This window comes from Xanthomonas euvesicatoria pv. euvesicatoria, from assembly GCF_020880415.1.
Taxonomy (GTDB): Bacteria; Pseudomonadota; Gammaproteobacteria; order Xanthomonadales; family Xanthomonadaceae; genus Xanthomonas; species Xanthomonas euvesicatoria.
The window spans coordinates 1-17237 of the sequence record NZ_JAJIUJ010000048.1 but is presented as its reverse complement, the minus strand read 5'-3'; the positions used below and the strand labels follow the sequence as shown (position 1 = coordinate 17237).

The 17237-nt window shown below is 65.0% G+C and carries 17 protein-coding genes and 1 pseudogene; 12 read left to right on the top strand and 6 right to left on the bottom strand.

Annotation, left to right across the window (positions count from 1 at the left end):
• The first annotated feature begins 80 nt into the window (after nt 1-80).
• From LN450_RS08320 to LN450_RS08310, 3 genes are all read left to right on the top strand, one after another.
• Nucleotides 81-884, top strand: coding sequence for a DUF4198 domain-containing protein (locus tag LN450_RS08320; protein WP_011348126.1), 804 nt, complete (start codon nt 81-83; stop codon nt 882-884).
• 67 nt (nt 885-951) lie between these two features.
• On the top strand, nt 952-1926 hold the full coding sequence (locus LN450_RS08315; protein WP_041855074.1) for an FAD:protein FMN transferase: 975 nt from the start codon (nt 952-954) through the stop codon (nt 1924-1926).
• On the top strand, nt 1923-3725 hold the full coding sequence (locus LN450_RS08310) for a flavodoxin domain-containing protein (protein ID WP_039418426.1): 1803 nt from the start codon (nt 1923-1925) through the stop codon (nt 3723-3725). Before LN450_RS08315 ends, LN450_RS08310 begins: the two co-directional genes overlap by 4 nt.
• Nucleotides 3726-3895: 170 nt before the next feature.
• Here LN450_RS08310 and xopAW read toward each other — a convergent pair whose 3' ends face one another.
• The 3 genes from xopAW to LN450_RS08295 form a co-directional block, all read right to left on the bottom strand.
• The gene (gene xopAW, locus LN450_RS08305) at nt 3896-4561 is read right to left on the bottom strand and encodes an EF-hand domain-containing protein (RefSeq protein WP_011348129.1); all 666 of its coding nucleotides are present in this window, start codon (nt 4559-4561) and stop codon (nt 3896-3898) included.
• A gap of 154 nt (nt 4562-4715) precedes the next feature.
• Nucleotides 4716-5561: a HutD/Ves family protein gene (locus LN450_RS08300; RefSeq protein ID WP_011348130.1), complete on the bottom strand. Its 846-nt coding sequence runs from the start codon at nt 5559-5561 to the stop codon at nt 4716-4718.
• A gap of 428 nt (nt 5562-5989) precedes the next feature.
• Entirely contained in the window at nt 5990-6364 is a 375-nt protein-coding gene (locus tag LN450_RS08295; RefSeq protein ID WP_008572623.1) for a ComEA family DNA-binding protein, read from the bottom strand.
• A 138-nt stretch (nt 6365-6502) separates the two neighbouring features.
• On the opposite strand from LN450_RS08295, the pseudogene LN450_RS08290 reads away from it, so the two are divergent.
• The 4 genes and pseudogenes from LN450_RS08290 to murU all read left to right on the top strand — a co-directional run.
• Nucleotides 6503-7576, top strand: a pseudogene (locus LN450_RS08290) (M20/M25/M40 family metallo-hydrolase); the annotation flags it as partial.
• Between the two features lie 508 nt (nt 7577-8084).
• Nucleotides 8085-8357 carry a GlsB/YeaQ/YmgE family stress response membrane protein gene (locus tag LN450_RS08285; RefSeq protein WP_005913344.1) on the top strand — a complete coding sequence of 91 codons (273 nt, stop codon included), beginning with the start codon at nt 8085-8087 and terminating at the stop codon, nt 8355-8357.
• A 57-nt stretch (nt 8358-8414) separates the two neighbouring features.
• A complete protein-coding gene (locus LN450_RS08280) occupies nt 8415-9434 on the top strand; it encodes an aminoglycoside phosphotransferase family protein (RefSeq protein ID WP_011348134.1) in 1020 nt (339 codons plus the stop codon).
• Nucleotides 9431-10144, top strand: a complete 714-nt coding sequence (murU, locus tag LN450_RS08275; protein ID WP_011348135.1) for an N-acetylmuramate alpha-1-phosphate uridylyltransferase MurU — start codon at nt 9431-9433, stop codon at nt 10142-10144. Before LN450_RS08280 ends, murU begins: the two co-directional genes overlap by 4 nt.
• Nucleotides 10145-10235: 91 nt before the next feature.
• Here murU and hda read toward each other — a convergent pair whose 3' ends face one another.
• Genes hda through LN450_RS08260 form a run of 3 tightly spaced genes read right to left on the bottom strand, consistent with a single transcriptional unit; the run spans nt 10236 to nt 13215 of the window.
• Nucleotides 10236-10943 (bottom strand): DnaA regulatory inactivator Hda, encoded by a 708-nt coding sequence (hda, locus tag LN450_RS08270; RefSeq protein WP_011348136.1) that lies wholly within the window; start codon nt 10941-10943, stop codon nt 10236-10238.
• Complete coding sequence (locus tag LN450_RS08265) at nt 10940-12106, bottom strand: AI-2E family transporter (RefSeq protein ID WP_008572638.1); 1167 nt, start codon at nt 12104-12106, stop codon at nt 10940-10942. Before LN450_RS08265 ends, hda begins: the two co-directional genes overlap by 4 nt.
• A complete protein-coding gene (locus tag LN450_RS08260; protein ID WP_011348137.1) occupies nt 12103-13215 on the bottom strand; it encodes a DUF2066 domain-containing protein in 1113 nt (370 codons plus the stop codon). The genes LN450_RS08265 and LN450_RS08260 overlap by 4 nt, the downstream gene beginning before the upstream one ends.
• A 131-nt stretch (nt 13216-13346) precedes the next feature.
• On the opposite strand from LN450_RS08260, the gene purM reads away from it, so the two are divergent.
• The 5 genes from purM (at nt 13347) to LN450_RS08235 (ending at nt 17128) form a co-directional block, all read left to right on the top strand.
• Nucleotides 13347-14372, top strand: coding sequence for a phosphoribosylformylglycinamidine cyclo-ligase (gene purM, locus LN450_RS08255; RefSeq protein WP_011348138.1), 1026 nt, complete (start codon nt 13347-13349; stop codon nt 14370-14372).
• Nucleotides 14373-14384: 12 nt separating this feature from the next.
• Nucleotides 14385-14855 (top strand): hypothetical protein, encoded by a 471-nt coding sequence (locus LN450_RS08250; RefSeq protein ID WP_011348139.1) that lies wholly within the window; start codon nt 14385-14387, stop codon nt 14853-14855.
• A 23-nt stretch (nt 14856-14878) separates the two neighbouring features.
• Nucleotides 14879-15547, top strand: a complete 669-nt coding sequence (gene purN / locus LN450_RS08245) for a phosphoribosylglycinamide formyltransferase (protein WP_011348140.1) — start codon at nt 14879-14881, stop codon at nt 15545-15547.
• Between the two features lie 66 nt (nt 15548-15613).
• A complete protein-coding gene (locus LN450_RS08240) occupies nt 15614-16441 on the top strand; it encodes a DUF3108 domain-containing protein (protein WP_008572646.1) in 828 nt (275 codons plus the stop codon).
• A gap of 3 nt (nt 16442-16444) precedes the next feature.
• Nucleotides 16445-17128 (top strand): DUF3108 domain-containing protein, encoded by a 684-nt coding sequence (locus tag LN450_RS08235; RefSeq protein ID WP_008572650.1) that lies wholly within the window; start codon nt 16445-16447, stop codon nt 17126-17128.
• Nucleotides 17129-17237 lie beyond the last annotated feature (109 nt).

Here is a 17237-nt window from a genome sequence, read left to right as displayed (position 1 = left end):
CCATGCATGCAGACAGCGCTGCAGTCTCGCCCTGATTCCACGTGCGTCCCATCGTTGTCATCGTCTTTCAAGGAGTCGTCATGAAACGCTCGCTCGTCCTGATTAGCCTGCTTGCCAGCCTGCCACTCAGCGCACTTGCTCATAAGGCCTGGTTGCTGCCGTCGCAGACCGTCATCGCTGGCGATGCGCCGTGGATCACCGTGGATGCTGCAGTGTCCAACGATCTGTTCTACTTCAACCACGTGCCGCTGCGACTGGATAACCTGAGCATCACCGCCCCCGATGGCAGTGCGCTCACGCCGGAGAACCCGGCGACCGGCAAGTACCGCAGCGTGTTCGACCTGCAGCTCACCCAGCCCGGCACCTACAAGCTGGCCATCGTCAATGCAGGCCTGTTCGCCAGCTGGAAGGAAGACGGCAAGCCCAAGCGCTGGCGTGGCGACGAAACCCGCTTCGCCACCGAGGTGCCAAAGAACGCGCAGGATTTACAGGTCTCGCAGTCCTTCAATCGGGTGGAAGCCTTCGTCACCCGCGGTGCGCCGACCACCACGGTCTTCAAGCCCGCCGGCAAGGGCATCGAGTTGATTCCGGTGACCCATCCCAACGATCTGGTTGCCGGCGAACCCGCGCAGTTCACCCTGCAGCTGGACGGCAAACCGGCCGCCGGGCTGGAGATCGACATCGTGCGCGGCGGCACCCGTTACCGGAATGCGCAAAACGAGATCAAGCTCAAGACCGATGCCAAGGGTGGCTTCAGCGTGACCTGGCCGGAAGCCGGCATGTATTGGCTGGAAACCACCAGCGAAGACACAACCACCTCGCTGCCGCAGGCCAAGCAACGTCGCCTGGGCTATGTCGCCACGCTGGAAGTGCTGCCGCAGTAATCTGCCGGCACGCGGCAGGAGCACACGCAGCGTGCATCCTGCCGCCCCATCTTCATAAGACCCGTCCATGCCCGCATCGTCTTCCGCCGACCACGCCATTGCCACGCTCGGCGGCCGCAGCATGGGCACCACCTGGAGCGTGAAGCTGGTGGCGCCGCGCGGACGCGATCTGCACCCCTTGCATGCGTGCATCCAGGCCGCGCTGGATCGCGTGGTCGCGCAGATGAGTACCTGGGAGGTCGATTCGGATATCAACCGTTACAACCGCGCACCGGCGGGCAGCTGGCATCACCTGCCCGACGAATTCCACGCAGTGCTGAGCGCAGCATTGGAGATCGCACAGGCCAGCGAGGGTGCCTTCGACCCCACCGTCGGTCCGATGATCGAGCTATGGGGCTTCGGCGCCGCCGGCGCGCGCCGGCGTGTGCCGGAAGCGCAGGCGATCGCATTGGCGAGCCTGCGTTGCGGCTGGCAACGCCTGCAGCTGGATGGCAAGCGTGTGCTGCAGCCAGGCGCAGTGGCACTGGATCTGTCCGGCATCGCCAAGGGCTTCGGTGTGGACTGTGTGCATCGCGCATTGCTGCAGTCGGGTATCGACAGTGCATTGATCGAGGTCGGCGGCGAATTGTTCGGCTACGGACGCAAGCCCGATACCAGCGTGTGGCGCGTGCTGGTCGAATCCGCCCCCGACGAAGACGCCGGCAGCGCACTACCACCACGCGTGCTGGCGCTGGACGGCCTGGCGGCCGCCACCTCCGGCGATCGCTGGCACCGCTTCGATGCCGACGGCACACGCTATACGCACACCTTCGACCCACGCACCGGCGCGCCCGTTCCGCATGCCCCTGCGGCGGTCACCGTACTCGCGCCCGATGCGATGCAGGCCGATGCCTGGGCCACCGCGATGACCGTGCTTGGCGTCGATGCCGGTCTTGCCCATGCACGCAAGGCGGAACTGGCCGTGCGATTCCTGGCACGCAAGGACGGCATCCTGCTCGAATCCATGAGCCCGGCATTCGAACGCCACCTGTCCGCGTCATGAGCGGCGCCACCTCACGCGTGTGGCTGGGCAACGGGCTGGTTCTGCTGGCGCTTGCGGTCATCGTCGGCTGGCTGGCCGGCCTGCATGAGGGCGCATGGTGGAGCCCACCCACGCCGCATCGTTGGCAACTGGCCACACTCGGCCTGGCGCTGTATGTGGGCCTGTGTGCGGTCGTGCTGCTGCGTGCCCGCAAGCGCGTCGGCGCACAACGCGCAGACGCCAGCGGCGTGTTGATCGTCTGGGCAAGCCAGACCGGATTTGCGCGTGAGCTGGCGCAACGCAGCGTTGCCGCGCTGCAATCGGCTGGCGTCGGCGCGCATGCGCTGCCGATCGAAGCCGTCGATAGCGATCAACTCGCACGCGTGCCGCGGCTGCTGTGCATCGTCAGCACCACCGGCGAAGGCGATGCGCCCGACCATGCGCAGGCCGCCGAGCGCGCCTGGCGTGCCGACCACGCGCAGGATCTGACGGCGGTGCAGTACGCAGTGCTGGCGCTTGGCGACCGTGGTTACGCGCACTACTGCGCGTTCGGCCGACGCCTCGACGATCGCCTGCAGGCGCGCGGCGCCACTCGCCTGTTCGAACGCATCGAGGTCGATAACGCTGACCCGAACGCCCTGCAGCACTGGCAACGCCGTCTGGCGGAACTGGCGCCCGCAATGGCGACGCAACCCGACTGGAGCCTGCCCACCTACACCACCTGGCAGCTACGCGAACGTGTCCACGTCAATCCCGGCAGTGCGGGTGCGCCGATTTACCGACTGCGCCTGACGCCATGCGATGGCGCGTTGCCGCAGTGGAGCGCAGGCGATATCGCGGAGATCGCACCGCGTCACACCCCGGATGCGGTCGAGTCCTGGCTGCGGCGTAACCACTACGATGGCGCGCAGCAGATCGACGGCCGCCCCCTGCTCGACTGGCTCGGCGGCGCGCAACTTCCTGTCGATACCGATGCCGCTCTCGGTATCGATGTGGATACCGGTGCCAGCCTCAGAGCTAGTGCTAGTGCTAGGGCTGGCGCCGATGCCGATGCCGATGCCGATGCCGATGCCGATGCCGATGCCGATGCCGATGCCGAAGTCAGAATCGACCCAACTACGGGCACAGGTAAAGGCACTGATACAGCTACGGGAACAGCAACAGGCACAACTTCACCACTGGACGCAGATGCGTTGGTGCGCAGTTTGGTCACCCTGCCCCATCGCGACTATTCGCTTGCCTCCATCCCCGAGGAAGGCCATGCCGAACTGCTGGTGCGCGAGCATCGGCACGCCGACGGCAGCCTGGGGCTGGGTAGCGGCTGGCTCTGCGTCCATGCACAGATAGGCGCGCCCATCGCGCTGCGCTTGCGCAGCAACCCCGGCTTCCACCCGCCCGCACCCGACCAGCCGATGCTGCTGATCGGCAACGGCACCGGCATCGCCGGTCTGCGCGCGCATCTACGTGCACGCATCGCAGCCGGCGCGCGGCGCAACTGGCTGCTGTTCGGCGAACGCAATGCCGCGCACGACGCGCTGTATGCCGACGAGTTGCAGCAGTGGCACCAGGACGGCTGGATCGAACGCCTGGAGCTTGTCTACTCGCGCGATCAACCGCAGCCACCGCATTACGTCCAACACGCACTGGCCGCAGCCGCCGACCGCCTGCGTCATTGGATCAATCAAGATGCCTGTATCTACGTCTGCGGCAGTCTGCGCGGCATGGCACCCGAACTCGACCGCACGTTGGATTGCATCCTCGGAGCCGATGTCAGCCAGGAACTGCTGGGCAGCGGGCGCTATCGCCGCGACGTGTACTGAACCATCGCACGCGCCACCGCCAAAAGCGCTCAACAAAGCGATTACGCAGATACCCGCAGCGCGTCTGCTGCTGAAATCCGCAACATCCCTGCTTGCGGTGGCTGCGCGCTAGACGCGCCGGCTGATCCAGGACCGCGCTCCGGCTTCCCCATTCTCTCTCGATCACCGCATTACGCTGCCAGATCGACCAGATTGCTCGTTGTCGCGCTGCCGCCAACGCTGCGGTACTGCCCCACGGCCATCTGCATCAACGCTGCATAGGCCTGCTGTGTGCCGTCGCTGCTGGATGCATCGGCCGATGACGGCGGTCGCGGCGGCGGATCGCGTGGCTGCATCGCTTCCTGCAGTTCCTGCAGACTCAGCGCCCCGCTCTTGTCGCTGTCGAGCAGGTCCAGCAGCTGCGTGCTCGACGTACTGTCGCCATTGACCAGCGTGCTCAATTCACCGCTGCTGACACTGTCGTCGCCATCGCTGTCCAGGCCGGCAAACAACGACTGCACATCCTGTCCTTGCTCACCCGGCGGTGGCGGAGGCGGCGACAAGGCCTGTGCCAGTTCGCTCTCGCTGACGGTGCCGCCACCATCCTGATCGAGCATGCTCAGCAGCCCGTCGATGTCGATCTTGCCGTCGTCATTGCTATTGGACGACAGCGCGGTCGATAGCTCGGAGGCGGTCAGGCTGCCATCGCTGTCACTATCGATGGATTTGAACAACTGCGTCAGCGGATTGGTTTTTTCCGCCTGTGCGGCGGATGCGGCGTTGCCGGTGGTCGCACTGCGGCTTGCATAGGACGCGTAGGCGGCGTAGCCGGCTCCGACCGAGCTGATGGTACTCATTGGTTTCCCCCTGGAATTGCCGGAACCACTCGCGGCGCCTGCACTGTTCCCTAGCCAGGTGGCACAGCGATGCCGTCGCTTGTCTGCGTTGACACGAATGCATCCGGGCACGTGCCAGGAGGCGCGCCCTGCTCGCAGATACGTGAAGAAGGCCCTAGACCGGACTCACCCGAATCGCCAGCAATTCGCCGCCACCGTCGAGTACGTAACGGGTGCGCGTCGCTGCACTCAACCACGCGGTATCGCCAGCCGCCAACGGCGGCAAACCGCTGTCGCGCCCGAAACTGGCCTGGCCGGCAAGCAGATGAATCGCCCAGGCGCTACCTGGGTCGGCAAAGAACAACATGGTGCCGACCAGAGGACGATGCAGCAGCTCGGTCTGCAGCACATCGCGCCGCCACATCAGGTTGAAATCCTGGGTAGGACCGTCCAGCAGCACTGCCTCAACCGCCTCTTCGCCGGCAAATCGCACGCGTTGATAGGGCGGTACTAAGTCCACCCATCGCCTGCTGCGCGAAGCGTTTGCAACAAGGCGCTCACCAGCGCTCAAAGATCCATCGACAGCAGCATGCTCGCCAACACTCTCTGCGCCACTCGCGTCTGAACCAACACCCTTCCAGGCGCCCGCAGCGGTTTCGGTTTCGGCTCCGGCATTCTCGGCACCGACGGTCGCACGAGCGCTGGCAATCTCACTAGCACCGGTATGGATATGGCTTTCGGCTTTGGGTTTGGCTTTGGTTGCGGCTTGGACATCAGCATCGCCGCTGCCGAACGTCAAACGCATGCCATGACCCCGAAGCAGCACCAACTCACGATCGATGCCCGGGAATGCCGAGAACGCGGCATCCTGCTCGATTTCGGCAATCGACAGCCGCAATGCCCACTGCGCTGTATCGCCCACACGCAGGATCTCCCGCGTCCAACCCAACTGATTGCGCCACCGCTCACGGCGGTACTCATTGGCCGGGATCACCCGGCTGCTCAGGTCTGTCAGCTGCATCGGCGCATTGTGCCTCAAGCTCACGCCCCGAGATCAGGCTGTATCTTGCCGCTTCGTCTGTCTTTATCGGCAAGACGCATAGCCAGTGACCTGAACATCAAGCGGCGGGCTGACGCCACGACCCATCGCAAGGCGGGCTCTACCAATACTTGGTACGCATGAGTCACTCGAACACTTGGAGGCTTTGAAGCAGTCCACTCAGCCTGAAGAATGCCCACCAAGTTTTGCTGTCCACTTCAAAACACCTTGGCGATGCGCGATCCCAATATCTTCACAGGCCAAAAACGAAAAACGCCCGGCTGCACATCCAAGTGCAACACCGGGCGATTCCACGTCCTTGTCGGCTTCCAGCCATCCCCCAGACATCCTGTCCAGTTAGGTTGCGGCCACGCATCCTCGCGTCGAACCGTATCTCGGATCCCTTCCCCTTAACGCCGTCCCACCGGTTTCACCGCCGCCCCCTTGGCAGCCTTCTTGGCTGGAGCCATCGTGGCTCCAACTTCGATCAGGTCGCGATTCCGTTCGACCGTCTTGAGTCCGATGCCCTTGACCAGTGCCAGTTCCTCGGCACTTTTAAAGGGACCGTTTGCCTGACGGTGCTCGACGATTGCCTCGGCTTTTGATCGCCCGACATTCATCAGCACCTTGTCCAATTCCTCAGCAGACGCGGTGTTGATATCGACCTTGTCGAGCGCATACGCATTCGAGGACAACAACAACGCCAGTAGCAGGGACTTCAGGACTACGGTAAATGACTTCATTGCAACGCTCCTTGTGGCTTGGGTGATGGTCCTAGCCAGCATTCCTGCCGGCGGAGCCAGTGTCCCGCGCCACATGCAGCAATCCTATCGCCAACGAACTTTTCACACAGCCGGTGAACTGCGCGCCGCCTTGTAGGGAAATACCTACCCCCCGAGGCGGGCGTAGAATGTGCGGCTACTCTCGCCGCGATTCTGGCACTGCGCAACCAGGGCCTGCCGCATGCGCGCTGCGTGGTGTTGATCGAGGCCTGCGAGGAATCGGGCAGCTACGATCTACCGGCCTATGTGGACCATCTGGCCGAGCGCATCGGCAAGCCGTCGCTGGTGGTGTGCCTGGACTCGGGCTGCGGCAATTACGAACAGCTGTGGTGCACGACTTCGTTGCGCGGGCTGACCGGCGGCAACCTGACGGTCAAAGTGCTGGAAGAAGGCGTGCACTCGGGCGATGCGTCGGGCGTGGTGCCGTCCAGCTTCCGCCTGCTGCGCCAGCTTCTGTCCCGCATCGAAGACGAAACCACCGGCCGCATCCTGCTCGATGGCCTGCATGTGGAGGTGCCCGCCGAGCGGCTGACCCAAGCGAAGGCCGCCGCTGCCACATTGGATACCGCGATTTTCGACAAGTTCCCGATGGTCGATGGCTTGGTGCCGATGCACGAGGACCTCACCGAATTGGTGTTGAACCGCACCTGGCGCCCGGCGCTGTCGATTACCGGTGTGGATGGCAAGCCGCCGCTGGCGTCGGCCGGCAACGTGCTGCGTCCGCAGACCGCGGTGAAACTGTCGCTGCGACTGCCGCCAACGGCTGACGGCAAGGCCTGCGGCGAGTTGCTCAAGGCCGCACTACTGCGCGACCCGCCCAATGGCGCGCAGGTGACGCTCGAGCTGGAAAAGGCCTCGTCCGGCTGGAATGCACCGGCGATGGCACCATGGCTGGAGAAGGCGATCGACGACGCCAGCCAGGCTTTTTTCGACAAGCCGGCGATGTACATGGGCGAAGGCGGCTCGATCCCGTTCATGGGCATGCTTGGCGAGAAGTTTCCCGGCGCGCAGTTCATGATCACCGGCGTGCTTGGCCCGCATTCCAATGCGCATGGCCCCAACGAGTTCCTGCACATCCCGATGGGCAAGCGCGTGACTGCCTGCGTCTCGAAGGTGATTGCCGACCATCACGCCGCCTGCCTGCGCGGCGAAACCAGCGGCTCGCCGGTGGCGGCCGATAGCGGCACCCGTCATGGTGGGCATGGTTGCTGTTGAGTTGTGGCTTCATCGATGCGTGCGGTTGGCGCGCATCGATTTCATGAAAGGTGGGGCTGCGCTTTAAGTGGGGATGAGCGGGTGCGCCGTGGTCGTCGGGCTGACCCGCTTTGGCGCTCAGGCTTTCTGGCGCAACCTGGCCGCCGGGCTCCACGTACTGCCTGGACCGCATCCTTACCCGATCCCCTCTGCCGCTGGCAGAGGGGAGATCGGTTGCTCTTCTTCGGGACGTGCCTGGCGCGCATTGCCCAGCGCAGAACTGGCGTTCTTTGCACACCCAAGTCGGCAAGCGTTCCCGCAGGGGTTTGTTTATCGAAAGACGACTTCTTTGCGCGGGAAGACAACTTCCCGGGATTCACTGCCCGAAACCATGAGCGCTTGGTAGCAGGAGCCGATGACCATGTCATGCTGAAGGCAGTGCATCGGCCCGCGCGCTCCAATGCTCGCTGCGTGAGGCAGCGACATCCGAAATGCTAGTCTGCCGATCCCGTCCACCTTCGGTGCTGCGATGAATCATCTGTTTGGTAGCGACAGCTGGCTCTACATTCTGCTGGTCGGTTTTGTGGTTGGGCTGCTGGCGCGTTTCATTACGCCGGGTACCCAACGTCTGGGCTGCCTGCTGACGATCGTGCTGGGCATTGCCGGTGCCGTGGTCGCCAGCTGGTTTGGCCGCTACATGGGGTGGTACCGCGCGGGCGAGCCGGCCGGTTTCCTTGGCGCGCTACTCGGCGCGATTGCCATCCTGGCGTTATTGCGGTTGTTCAGTGGCAGCAAGCGCTGAGCGTTTCAACGCGTTTCTGCTGCGTCTATCCATCACTCCACTACGCCTTCTCTCTTCATGACGTCACTTCATCCGGATCCTGCGCGCGATGCGCTTCGCCTGCATTGGGCACAACAAGCGCTCGACGATCCACACGCTTCGCTGCAGCGCGCATCGGTCGATGCGGGGTTTCGCAGCTACTGGCGCACGCGCGGGCGTGGCGTGGATCGCATCTTGATGGATGCACCGCCACAGCTGGAAAACGTGGCGCCCTGGCTGCGCATGCATGCACTTCTGGGCGCCCATGGGGTACGCGTGCCTCAGGTGCTTGCGCAGGATCTGGAAACGGGCTTTTTACTGCTAGAGGATCTGGGCGTTCCGACGCTGGCACAGGTGCTCACCGACGCCAACGCCGACGACTTGCTGGATGGCGCGATTGCCCAGCTGCTGCTGCTGCAAAGAATTCCCCCACCTGCCGATAGTGGCGTGTTTGGCGAGGCGCTGCTCCAACGCGATGCCGGCTTGTTCGAAGAGTGGTTTTTAGGCCGCCACCTGGGCGTGCAGCTGGACTGCGCCCATGCCGAGCAGTTGCAATTGGTGCAGCGCCGTCTGATGGACAACGCGCTGGCCCAGCCGCGCGTGTTCACCCACCGCGATTTCATGCCGCGCAATCTGATGCCGGTGCCCGATGGCCCGGCGGTGCTGGACTTCCAGGATTGCGTGATCGGCCCGATTGCCTACGACCCGATCAGCCTGTTCAAGGACACTTCGGTGAGCTGGCCGATCGCTCGCGTAGACAGCTGGCTGCAGCACTATCACGCACGTGCCGCAACGGCTGGATTACCGGTACCGCCGTTGGCGCAGTTCCTGCGCGATGCGGACTGGATGGGCGTGCAGCGCCACCTGAAAAACCTGGGGATTTTCTCGCGCCTGAGTCATCGCGATGGCAAGCATTGGTATCTGGACAATGTGCCGCGTTTCATGGCGTATCTGGACGAAGTGCTGCCGCGCTACGCCGAGCTTGCGCCGTTAATCGGCCTGCTTGACGAGGTGATCAAGCCCGCGCTGGCTGCGCGTGCCCAGCAGGCCACGGCATGAAGGCGCTGATCTTTGCGGCAGGATTCGGCGAGCGCATGCGCCCGCTGACAGAGCACACGCCCAAGCCACTGCTGTCCGTCGGTGGTGCGCCGTTGATCGTGTGGCATCTGCGCAAGTTGGCGGCGCTGGGCGTGGACGAGGCGGTGATCAATACCTCGTGGCTGGCCGAGCAGTTTCCGCAGCTGTTGGGAGACGGCAGCGCCTACGGTCTACGGCTGACCTATTCCTACGAAGGGACCACGCCGCTGGAAACCGGCGGCGGCATGTTGCATGCGCTGCCGCTATTAGGCGATGCGCCCTTTTTGCTGATCAACGGCGACATCTGGACGGACTTCGATTTTTCCCGTCTGCCGCAGGTACCCGCAGGACTTGCACAGCTGGTACTGGTCGACCGCCCCAGCTACGCAGCGCGCGCCGACTTCGCGCTGGATGCGGATGGCAAGGTGCGCGCAGATCTGCCCGCGACGCTCACCTATTCCGGCATTGGCATGTATCGACCAGCGCTGCTGCGCGATTGGCAATCGGTCATTGGCCAGTTGCCGGAACAGACTGGTACTGCGCCGCGCTTTGCGCTGGCGCCGATCCTGCGCGCAAAGATGGCGGAGGGCCTGATCGATGGCATCCACCACCCCGGACGCTGGACCGATGTCGGCACGCCGCAGCGGCTGGCCGCGCTGCAGGGGGAACTGGCGGGACCCGAGAAAAGCTGACGCGCCAGGGCGTGGGCATTACCTGCCGCCGATCCACCGCAGCGTATCCAACACACGGCACAACTGCACCGCGACCCGCTTCGCTTCTGCGTTATTCGGGTCCCGGCATCCCCGCTACCACACGCCGCAGAAATGGCACGGTGATGCGGCGTTTTGCGGCCAACGATTCGCGATCCAGACGATCCAGCAAGGCCACCAGCCCCGCCAGTTCGCGCTCGCTGTGGGTCAGCAGCCAGTCGATCGCCGCTTCGTCCAGCGCCAGGCCGCGACGCTGCGCGCGGTCGCGCAGTACTGCCCCGCGTGCCGCATCGTCGAGCACGGGCAACCCGATCCGAATGCATTGCGACAGCCGCGAACGCAGGTCCGGCAACACCAACGCCAGCCCATCGGGCATCTGTCGCGCGGTGTACAACAGCGTGATGCCGGCCGCGCGCGCGCGATTGTGGAAATCGAACAACGCCACTTCGTCGTCGCGTCGGCCGGCGATGCTTTCCACGCCATCCAGAGCGACCAGGCCGCGGCCTTCCAGCGCTTCGAGCGCATCGCGCAAGCGGCCGGCGGCCGCCTGCAGCGGCAGATACGCGGGAGTGCGCCCGGCCTGCTCGGCGGCGGCGCACAGCGACAGCGCCAGATGCGTCTTGCCGGTGCCGGCGGGGCCGGAGAGATACAACCAATCGCTCACATGCCCCGCAGCCAGCGCCTGCAACTGCGCAAGCAGGCCGTCGGGCGCGGCGATGTAACTGTCGAAACGCTGATCGGGTGGCGCGCGCAACGCCAGCGGCAACTGCGGAACACTCACGACCGGTCCGGGTCCTTGCTGGGGTCGATGATCACGCTGCGCTCGGGCGTGGACTGCAGCACGATGCCGGCGCGCTCGCCCGCATACAGATCGCTGCGCGTGTACTGCTCATGCGCATAGCGCAACAGCACGTTGGCCACTGCCGCGACCGGCAATGCCAGCAACATCCCGAGAAAGCCGAACAACTGGCCGCCGGCCATCACCGCGAAGATCACCGCCACCGGGTGCAGGCCGATCTTGTCGCCGACGATACGCGGCGTGAGCACGTAGCTTTCCAGCAGCTGGCCCACCGTGAACACGACACCCACGCCGACCAGCAATTTCAGATCCAGCCCTTGCGCCTGCACGATGGCTGCCAGTAGCGCCAGCACGATGCCTGTGGTCGCGCCCAGGTACGGAATGAAGCTGATCAAGCCCGCGATGATGCCGATCAACAGGCCCAGGTTGAGCCCGATGATGGACATACCGGTGGCGTAAATCGCACCCAGCGCCAGCATCACCAGGAACTGGCCACGGATGAAGCCACCGAGCACGTCGTTGGATTCCTGTGCCAGGCGACTCACGGTACCAATGTAGGCGCGCGGGATGACGGCAGCCACGCGTTCGACCAGGCGATCCCAGTCGCGCAGGAAGTAGAACGCCAGGATCGGCAGCAGCGCCAGGTTGATCACCCAGGTCACCATCGCAAAGCCCGAGCGCGACACGTAGCCGAAGAGCGTCTTGGCGGCGCCACCGGCCTGTTCCCAATGGCTGCGGATCCAGTCGATCAAGCGCTCCGGATCCAGCCAGGCCATCAGCTGCATGCCGGTCTTGGCTTCCAGCCACGGGATGGCCGTGCCAATCGCCCAGTTGCGCATCTGCGGCAGCGCATCGATCAAGGTCATGATCTGGCGCTCGATCATCGGCACCAGAATCATCAGCGCCAGCACGAACAGCAGCGTCGCCAGCACGAAGACCAGCATCACCGCGACATTCCGCGAGCGTCCGGCACGTTCGATGCGATCCACCAGCGGGTCGCCCAGCCAGGCCAGCAACAGCGCCAGCACGAACGGGGTCAGGATCGGCGCCAGCAGCGAGACCACCCACAACACACCGACAATCACCGCCGCCCACTTGAGGCGACGCAGGAACAGGGCAATTTCGGCTTCGGGAGTCAAAGTCATTTCAGGCGGTACTCGGCGTGCTCGTTTTCGAGAATGATAGGGCCTTCGGTCGGTACCGAGACCGAGACCAGCGGGCTGTTGTCGCCGAGCATACGGTTGAGGCCGGAAATACCCGTGAGCAATTCCAGGTCCAGTTCCATCCGGTCGCCATTGGCGCTGACCGGGCGGATGCTGCGTACCACCGAGACGCCCTGCAGCGCGGCCGACACGCGCAGGTAGTCGTCGGCGCTACCGATGCCGGTGATCACCACGCGGTAGACACCGGGAACGCCCGAATCCACCCGCTTGGCGTAGCGCTTGACCAGCGCATCGGCGGCGCCGTCGGCGCCGGCCGCCATGGCGCGGCGTGCATCGCCGTCGCTGCTGGTCCAGCTGGACAGCACATTGCCGTTGTCTACAAAGACCCAATCGGCAGTCCAGCCGGCGGCGTTGCGGTAGAGCTTGCCGATCAACTGCATCGGTGGGCTGTACTTGGCCGAGGCGCGCGACACCGCGGCGGTGTCCTTGCGCCAGATCGCGCCAGCCAGCGCCTGCTCGGCGGCGGCGCCGCTCGGCAGCCCGAGGCGGTAGCCGCGTTCGATCGCACGGTCCAGCACGCTGCGCGCGGCATTGGCCTGGGCCACGCCAACCAGGCGTGGGCCGCTGCCATCGTCGATGGCCAACCACAGCACCGGCTTGGGCCGCGGCAAGGGCCACACCGGCAGGCCCAGCGCGGCGATCAGGCCATCCACATCCGATTGCCGGAAACGTGCCACCAGGGTCGTACGGAAGGTCGGCGCGCCGGTGCGCGAGGTGCCCTGATCCTGGCGGTAGTCGTAGTGTTCGACGTAGTTCGGCGCGTTGCGCAGCGCCTGCGGAACGCCGGGGCGGCTCATCACGGCGCGGTCGCCGGAGACCTTGCCCAGCACGGCGCCGAGCGCACGTGCCAGTGCGCCGGGGCGATCGGATTCGCTCTGGCTATTGACCGGCACTTCGGCGTCGTAGGCACTTTGCGCCTTGGCAACGTCGCCTTCGGTGCGCAGATCTGCTTGCGCAAAGGCCGGAGCAACGGGCATGGCGACCACGAGGGCGAGAAAGAAAGCGAGACTGCGGCGCATCGACGGTTCCATGACATAAGCGTATCCGGGTGAATTGTTGCCCGAATGGGGGCGCTAGCGCCAACGTGGCTGCTAAAATCGCCGCCTTTACCGCCGAGCCACCCCCGCCCGTGACCAGCCAGACGCCTTCCAGCCCCTCGCCCATGACCTACCGCGACGCAGGGGTCGACATCGACGCCGGCAATGCATTGGTCGAACGCATCAAGCCGCTGGTCAAGCGCAGCTTCCGGCCCGAGGTCATGGGCGGCCTGGGTGGCTTCGGCGCGCTGTTCGACCTGTCCGGCAAGTACAAGGAGCCGGTGCTGGTCTCTGGCACCGACGGCGTGGGCACCAAGCTCAAGCTGGCTCAGCAATTGGGACGGCACGACACCATCGGCATCGACCTGGTCGGCATGTGCGTCAACGACGTGCTGGTGCAGGGCGCCGAGCCGCTGTTCTTCCTGGATTACTTCGCCACCGGCAAGCTGGATGTGGACACCGCCGCGGCGGTGGTGGGCGGCATCGCGCGTGGCTGCGAGCTCTCCGGTTGCGCACTGATCGGCGGCGAAACTGCCGAAATGCCCGACATGTACCCGCCGGGCGAATACGACCTGGCCGGTTTCACCGTGGGCGCGGTGGAAAAATCGCAGCTGCTGGATGGCGCGCAGGTGCGCGACGGCGACGTGCTGATCGGCATCGCCTCCTCCGGCCCGCATTCCAACGGCTATTCGCTGATCCGCAAGATCTACGAGCGTGCCGGCGCGCCGGCCGAACATGTGCTGGACGATGGCACCAAGCTGATCGATGCGCTGATGGCGCCGACCGCGCTCTACGTCAAGCCGGTGCTGTCGCTGCTGAAGTCGCACGGTGAAGCGATCCACGCGATGGCGCATATCACCGGTGGTGGCCTGACCGAAAACATCATCCGCGTGATACCCCAAGGCCTGGGTCTGGACATCGACGCCACCGCCTGGACGCTGCCGCCGGTCTTTGCCTGGCTGCAGCGCGAAGGTGCGGTGGCCGATGCCGAAATGTGGCGCACCTTCAACTGCGGCATCGGCTTCGTGCTGATCGCCTCGCTCGAGCAGGCCGCCACGCTGGAGCAGGCACTGGATGCGCAGTCGCTGGCGCACTGGCGCATCGGCCAGGTGGTGCCGGCGCATGGCGACGAGCGCGTGCGGATTGGCTGAGAGAAGACCTGCATGGACGCGTCCCCGATCGCCAGCCCTTCCACTGCCACTGCCGCTGCCAGCGCCGAAGATCTGCAGCAGCTCAAGCTGCTGTCGATCTTCCACTACGTGCTGGCCGGCATCACCGGGTTGTTTTCGTTGTTTCCATTGATCCATCTGTTCATGGGCCTTGCCATCGTGACTGGCCATCTGCCCATGGAGAGCACCAGCCCGGACGCGCCGCCAATGGACCCGCGCTGGTTCGGCTGGTTTTTCGTGGTGTTCGCGGCAGCGTTCATCTGCTGCGGCCTGACGCTGGCAGGGTTCATCGCCTATGCCGGCCGTTGCATCGCCCAGCGCAGGCGGCATCTGTTGTGCCTGATCGTGGCCGGCATCTCCTGCTCGTTCATGCCGTTCGGCACCGTCGTCGGTGTGTTTACGCTGGTGGTGCTGCTGCGTCCGCAGGTGAAGGCTCTGTTCGGTGCCGGCAACGCTGCGGTTTGAGACGTTTGTGAGCCTACTCTCCAATGCCCGCACCTGAGGCCCCATTGCGCCTGGCCGTGCTGGCCTCCGGCCGCGGCAGCAATCTGCAGGCCATTGTCGATGCGATCGCCAGCGGACGCCTGCATGCCGAGGTGGTCGGCGTATTTTCCGATCGCCCGCAGGCGCCGGCCTTGCAGAAAGTCGAGCCGGCGCGTCGCTGGTGCGCCAGCCCGCGCGATTTCGCCGACCGCGCCGCCTTCGATGCCGCGCTGGGCGATGCCATCGCCGCCACGCAGCCGGACTGGGTGATCTGCGCCGGCTATATGCGCATCCTGGGTGAGCCGTTGGTGCGCCGTTTCGCCGGGCGCATGCTCAACATCCACCCCTCGCTGCTACCCAAATACCGCGGCCTGCACACGCACGCGCGCGCGCTGGAAGCCGGCGATGCAGAGCATGGCGCCAGCGTGCATCTGGTGGTGCCGGAGCTAGATGCCGGCGCGGTGATCGCGCAGGCACGCGTGCCGGTCCTGCCCGGAGACAGTGCCGAACAACTGGCCACGCGGGTGCTGGCGCGCGAGCACCCGCTGCTCCTGGCCACGCTGGAGCTGCTTGCCAGTGGCCGCGTCGCGGTGCACGGCGACACCGTACTTATCGACGGTCAGTGCCTGTTTACGCCACTGCGACTAGAGTCCGCAAACACCGCACTCGCCTGAATGCGGAAGACATCCCCCTCATCCCGTCTCGGACATCCTTGCGGCCTCCGTGCCCGCCACCAGCGCATGAACGTCATCCCGATCGCCGCCGCGCTGTTAACTGTCGCCTTGCTGACCGAGGCCGGCCCCGGCCGTGCGCAGCAGGCGCCCGCCGCGCCTGTGCCAGCGGCGCCCGTTCCGGTCACAACTCCAGGCGCCGCGCCGACACCGCCCGCAGCCCTGCCCGCCAGCACCTGGACACCGCCGCCACTGGAACCGTTCGTGGCGACCTACCAGGCGTTCTACCGTGGCAAGGAAGCAGGCGATGCCACCATGCAGGTCAGCCACGGCGAGGGTAGCCAGTGGCGCATCGACATGTCGGTGCGTGGCCGCAAGGGCTTCGCCAGCATCCTGGGCCTGAACCTGGAGCAGAGCACGGTGTTCCGCGTGGACGGCGACACATATGTGCCGCTAAGCCAGAGCACGGTGCGCAAGGCAGTGTTCTTCGGCAAGAAGGTCACCGGCGTCTACAACTGGCAGGCCGGCACAGCGCAGTGGAACGGTGATCTGAAGGAAGATCGCCAGCAGCCGATCCCCTTGCAGCACGGCGACCAAAGCGCGTTGTCGCTGAACCTGTCGCTGATGCGCGACGCGCAACCCGGGCGCAACCTCAGCTATCGCTATGTCGACGTAGGCAAGGTGCGCAAATACGACTACCGCGCAGCCGACGCCACCGAGGTGGTGCAGGTGGGCGATCTGAGCTACGACGCGTTGCGCGTGTACCGCGTCAACGGTGGCGACAACGAAACCATCCTCTGGATCGCCAACGGGGTCCCCACCCCGGTGCGCATCCTCCAACGTGACAAAGGTGAGGATCAGGTCGATCTACGCCTGGTCGAATACCAAGGAGCCTGATCGATGAAAACCCTCCCCCGTCCCAGCGCCATCGTTGCCGCCGCCGCATTGGCCCTGGCCAGTCTGCCTGCCTTGGCCATGCAGCCATTCCAGGCCGACTACTCGGCCAACTACATGGGCATGCAAGCCAATGGCACCATGACCCTGGCCGCTGCCGGCGCCAACCAGTGGCGCTACACGCTGACCATCCAGAACCAGCTGGCCAACCTGACCCAGAGCACGGTGTTCGAAGAAGCAAATGGCCAACTGCGTCCGGTCAGCAGCAACGACACCTCGTCGATGATGGTCAAGCGCCGTAATGTCACCGCCAACTACGACTGGAAGACCAGTCAGGCGACCTGGGGCGGCGACATCAAGCCGGACCGCCGCGGGCCGGTGAAACTGCAGCCCGGCGACATGGACGCGCTGCTGATCAACCTGGCCATCACGCGCGATCTGGCCGCCGGCAAACCACTGAACTACCGCATGGTGGACGAAGGCCGCATCAAGCCGATGAGCTATAAGGTGGTCGGCAAGGAAACCATCACCGTCAACGGCAAGCAGGAGCAGGCCACCAAGGTCTCGCGCGTGGACGGCGACAAGGAATTGATTGCGTGGGTGGTCAAGGATCTGCCGGTCCCGGCGCGCCTGCTGCAGAAGGAAAAGGGCCAGGATGCGCTGGACCTGACCATCAAGTCGCTGCGCTGAGCGTCTGTGCCTGATCGAGCGTGCCCAGGAATGCGCTGCGGTGCGCTGCTGGGAGCCGCTATTGAGCGGGCAACCTGCCAATAGCCATTCTGAAACGTGGTGAACCGAG

Coding starts and splice junctions, on each gene's coding strand:
- LN450_RS08320 (WP_011348126.1), top strand. CDS start 81: ATGAAACGCTCGCTCGTCCTGATTAGCCTGCTTGCCAGCCTGCCACTC.
- LN450_RS08315 (WP_041855074.1), top strand. CDS start 952: ATGCCCGCATCGTCTTCCGCCGACCACGCCATTGCCACGCTCGGCGGC.
- LN450_RS08310 (WP_039418426.1), top strand. CDS start 1,923: ATGAGCGGCGCCACCTCACGCGTGTGGCTGGGCAACGGGCTGGTTCTG.
- xopAW (WP_011348129.1), bottom strand. CDS start 4,561: ATGAGTACCATCAGCTCGGTCGGAGCCGGCTACGCCGCCTACGCGTCC.
- LN450_RS08300 (WP_011348130.1), bottom strand. CDS start 5,561: ATGCAGCTGACAGACCTGAGCAGCCGGGTGATCCCGGCCAATGAGTAC.
- LN450_RS08295 (WP_008572623.1), bottom strand. CDS start 6,364: ATGCTGGCTAGGACCATCACCCAAGCCACAAGGAGCGTTGCAATGAAG.
- LN450_RS08285 (WP_005913344.1), top strand. CDS start 8,085: ATGAATCATCTGTTTGGTAGCGACAGCTGGCTCTACATTCTGCTGGTC.
- LN450_RS08280 (WP_011348134.1), top strand. CDS start 8,415: ATGACGTCACTTCATCCGGATCCTGCGCGCGATGCGCTTCGCCTGCAT.
- murU (WP_011348135.1), top strand. CDS start 9,431: ATGAAGGCGCTGATCTTTGCGGCAGGATTCGGCGAGCGCATGCGCCCG.
- LN450_RS08265 (WP_008572638.1), bottom strand. CDS start 12,106: ATGACTTTGACTCCCGAAGCCGAAATTGCCCTGTTCCTGCGTCGCCTC.
- LN450_RS08260 (WP_011348137.1), bottom strand. CDS start 13,215: ATGGAACCGTCGATGCGCCGCAGTCTCGCTTTCTTTCTCGCCCTCGTG.
- purM (WP_011348138.1), top strand. CDS start 13,347: ATGACCTACCGCGACGCAGGGGTCGACATCGACGCCGGCAATGCATTG.
- LN450_RS08250 (WP_011348139.1), top strand. CDS start 14,385: ATGGACGCGTCCCCGATCGCCAGCCCTTCCACTGCCACTGCCGCTGCC.
- purN (WP_011348140.1), top strand. CDS start 14,879: ATGCCCGCACCTGAGGCCCCATTGCGCCTGGCCGTGCTGGCCTCCGGC.
- LN450_RS08240 (WP_008572646.1), top strand. CDS start 15,614: ATGAACGTCATCCCGATCGCCGCCGCGCTGTTAACTGTCGCCTTGCTG.
- LN450_RS08235 (WP_008572650.1), top strand. CDS start 16,445: ATGAAAACCCTCCCCCGTCCCAGCGCCATCGTTGCCGCCGCCGCATTG.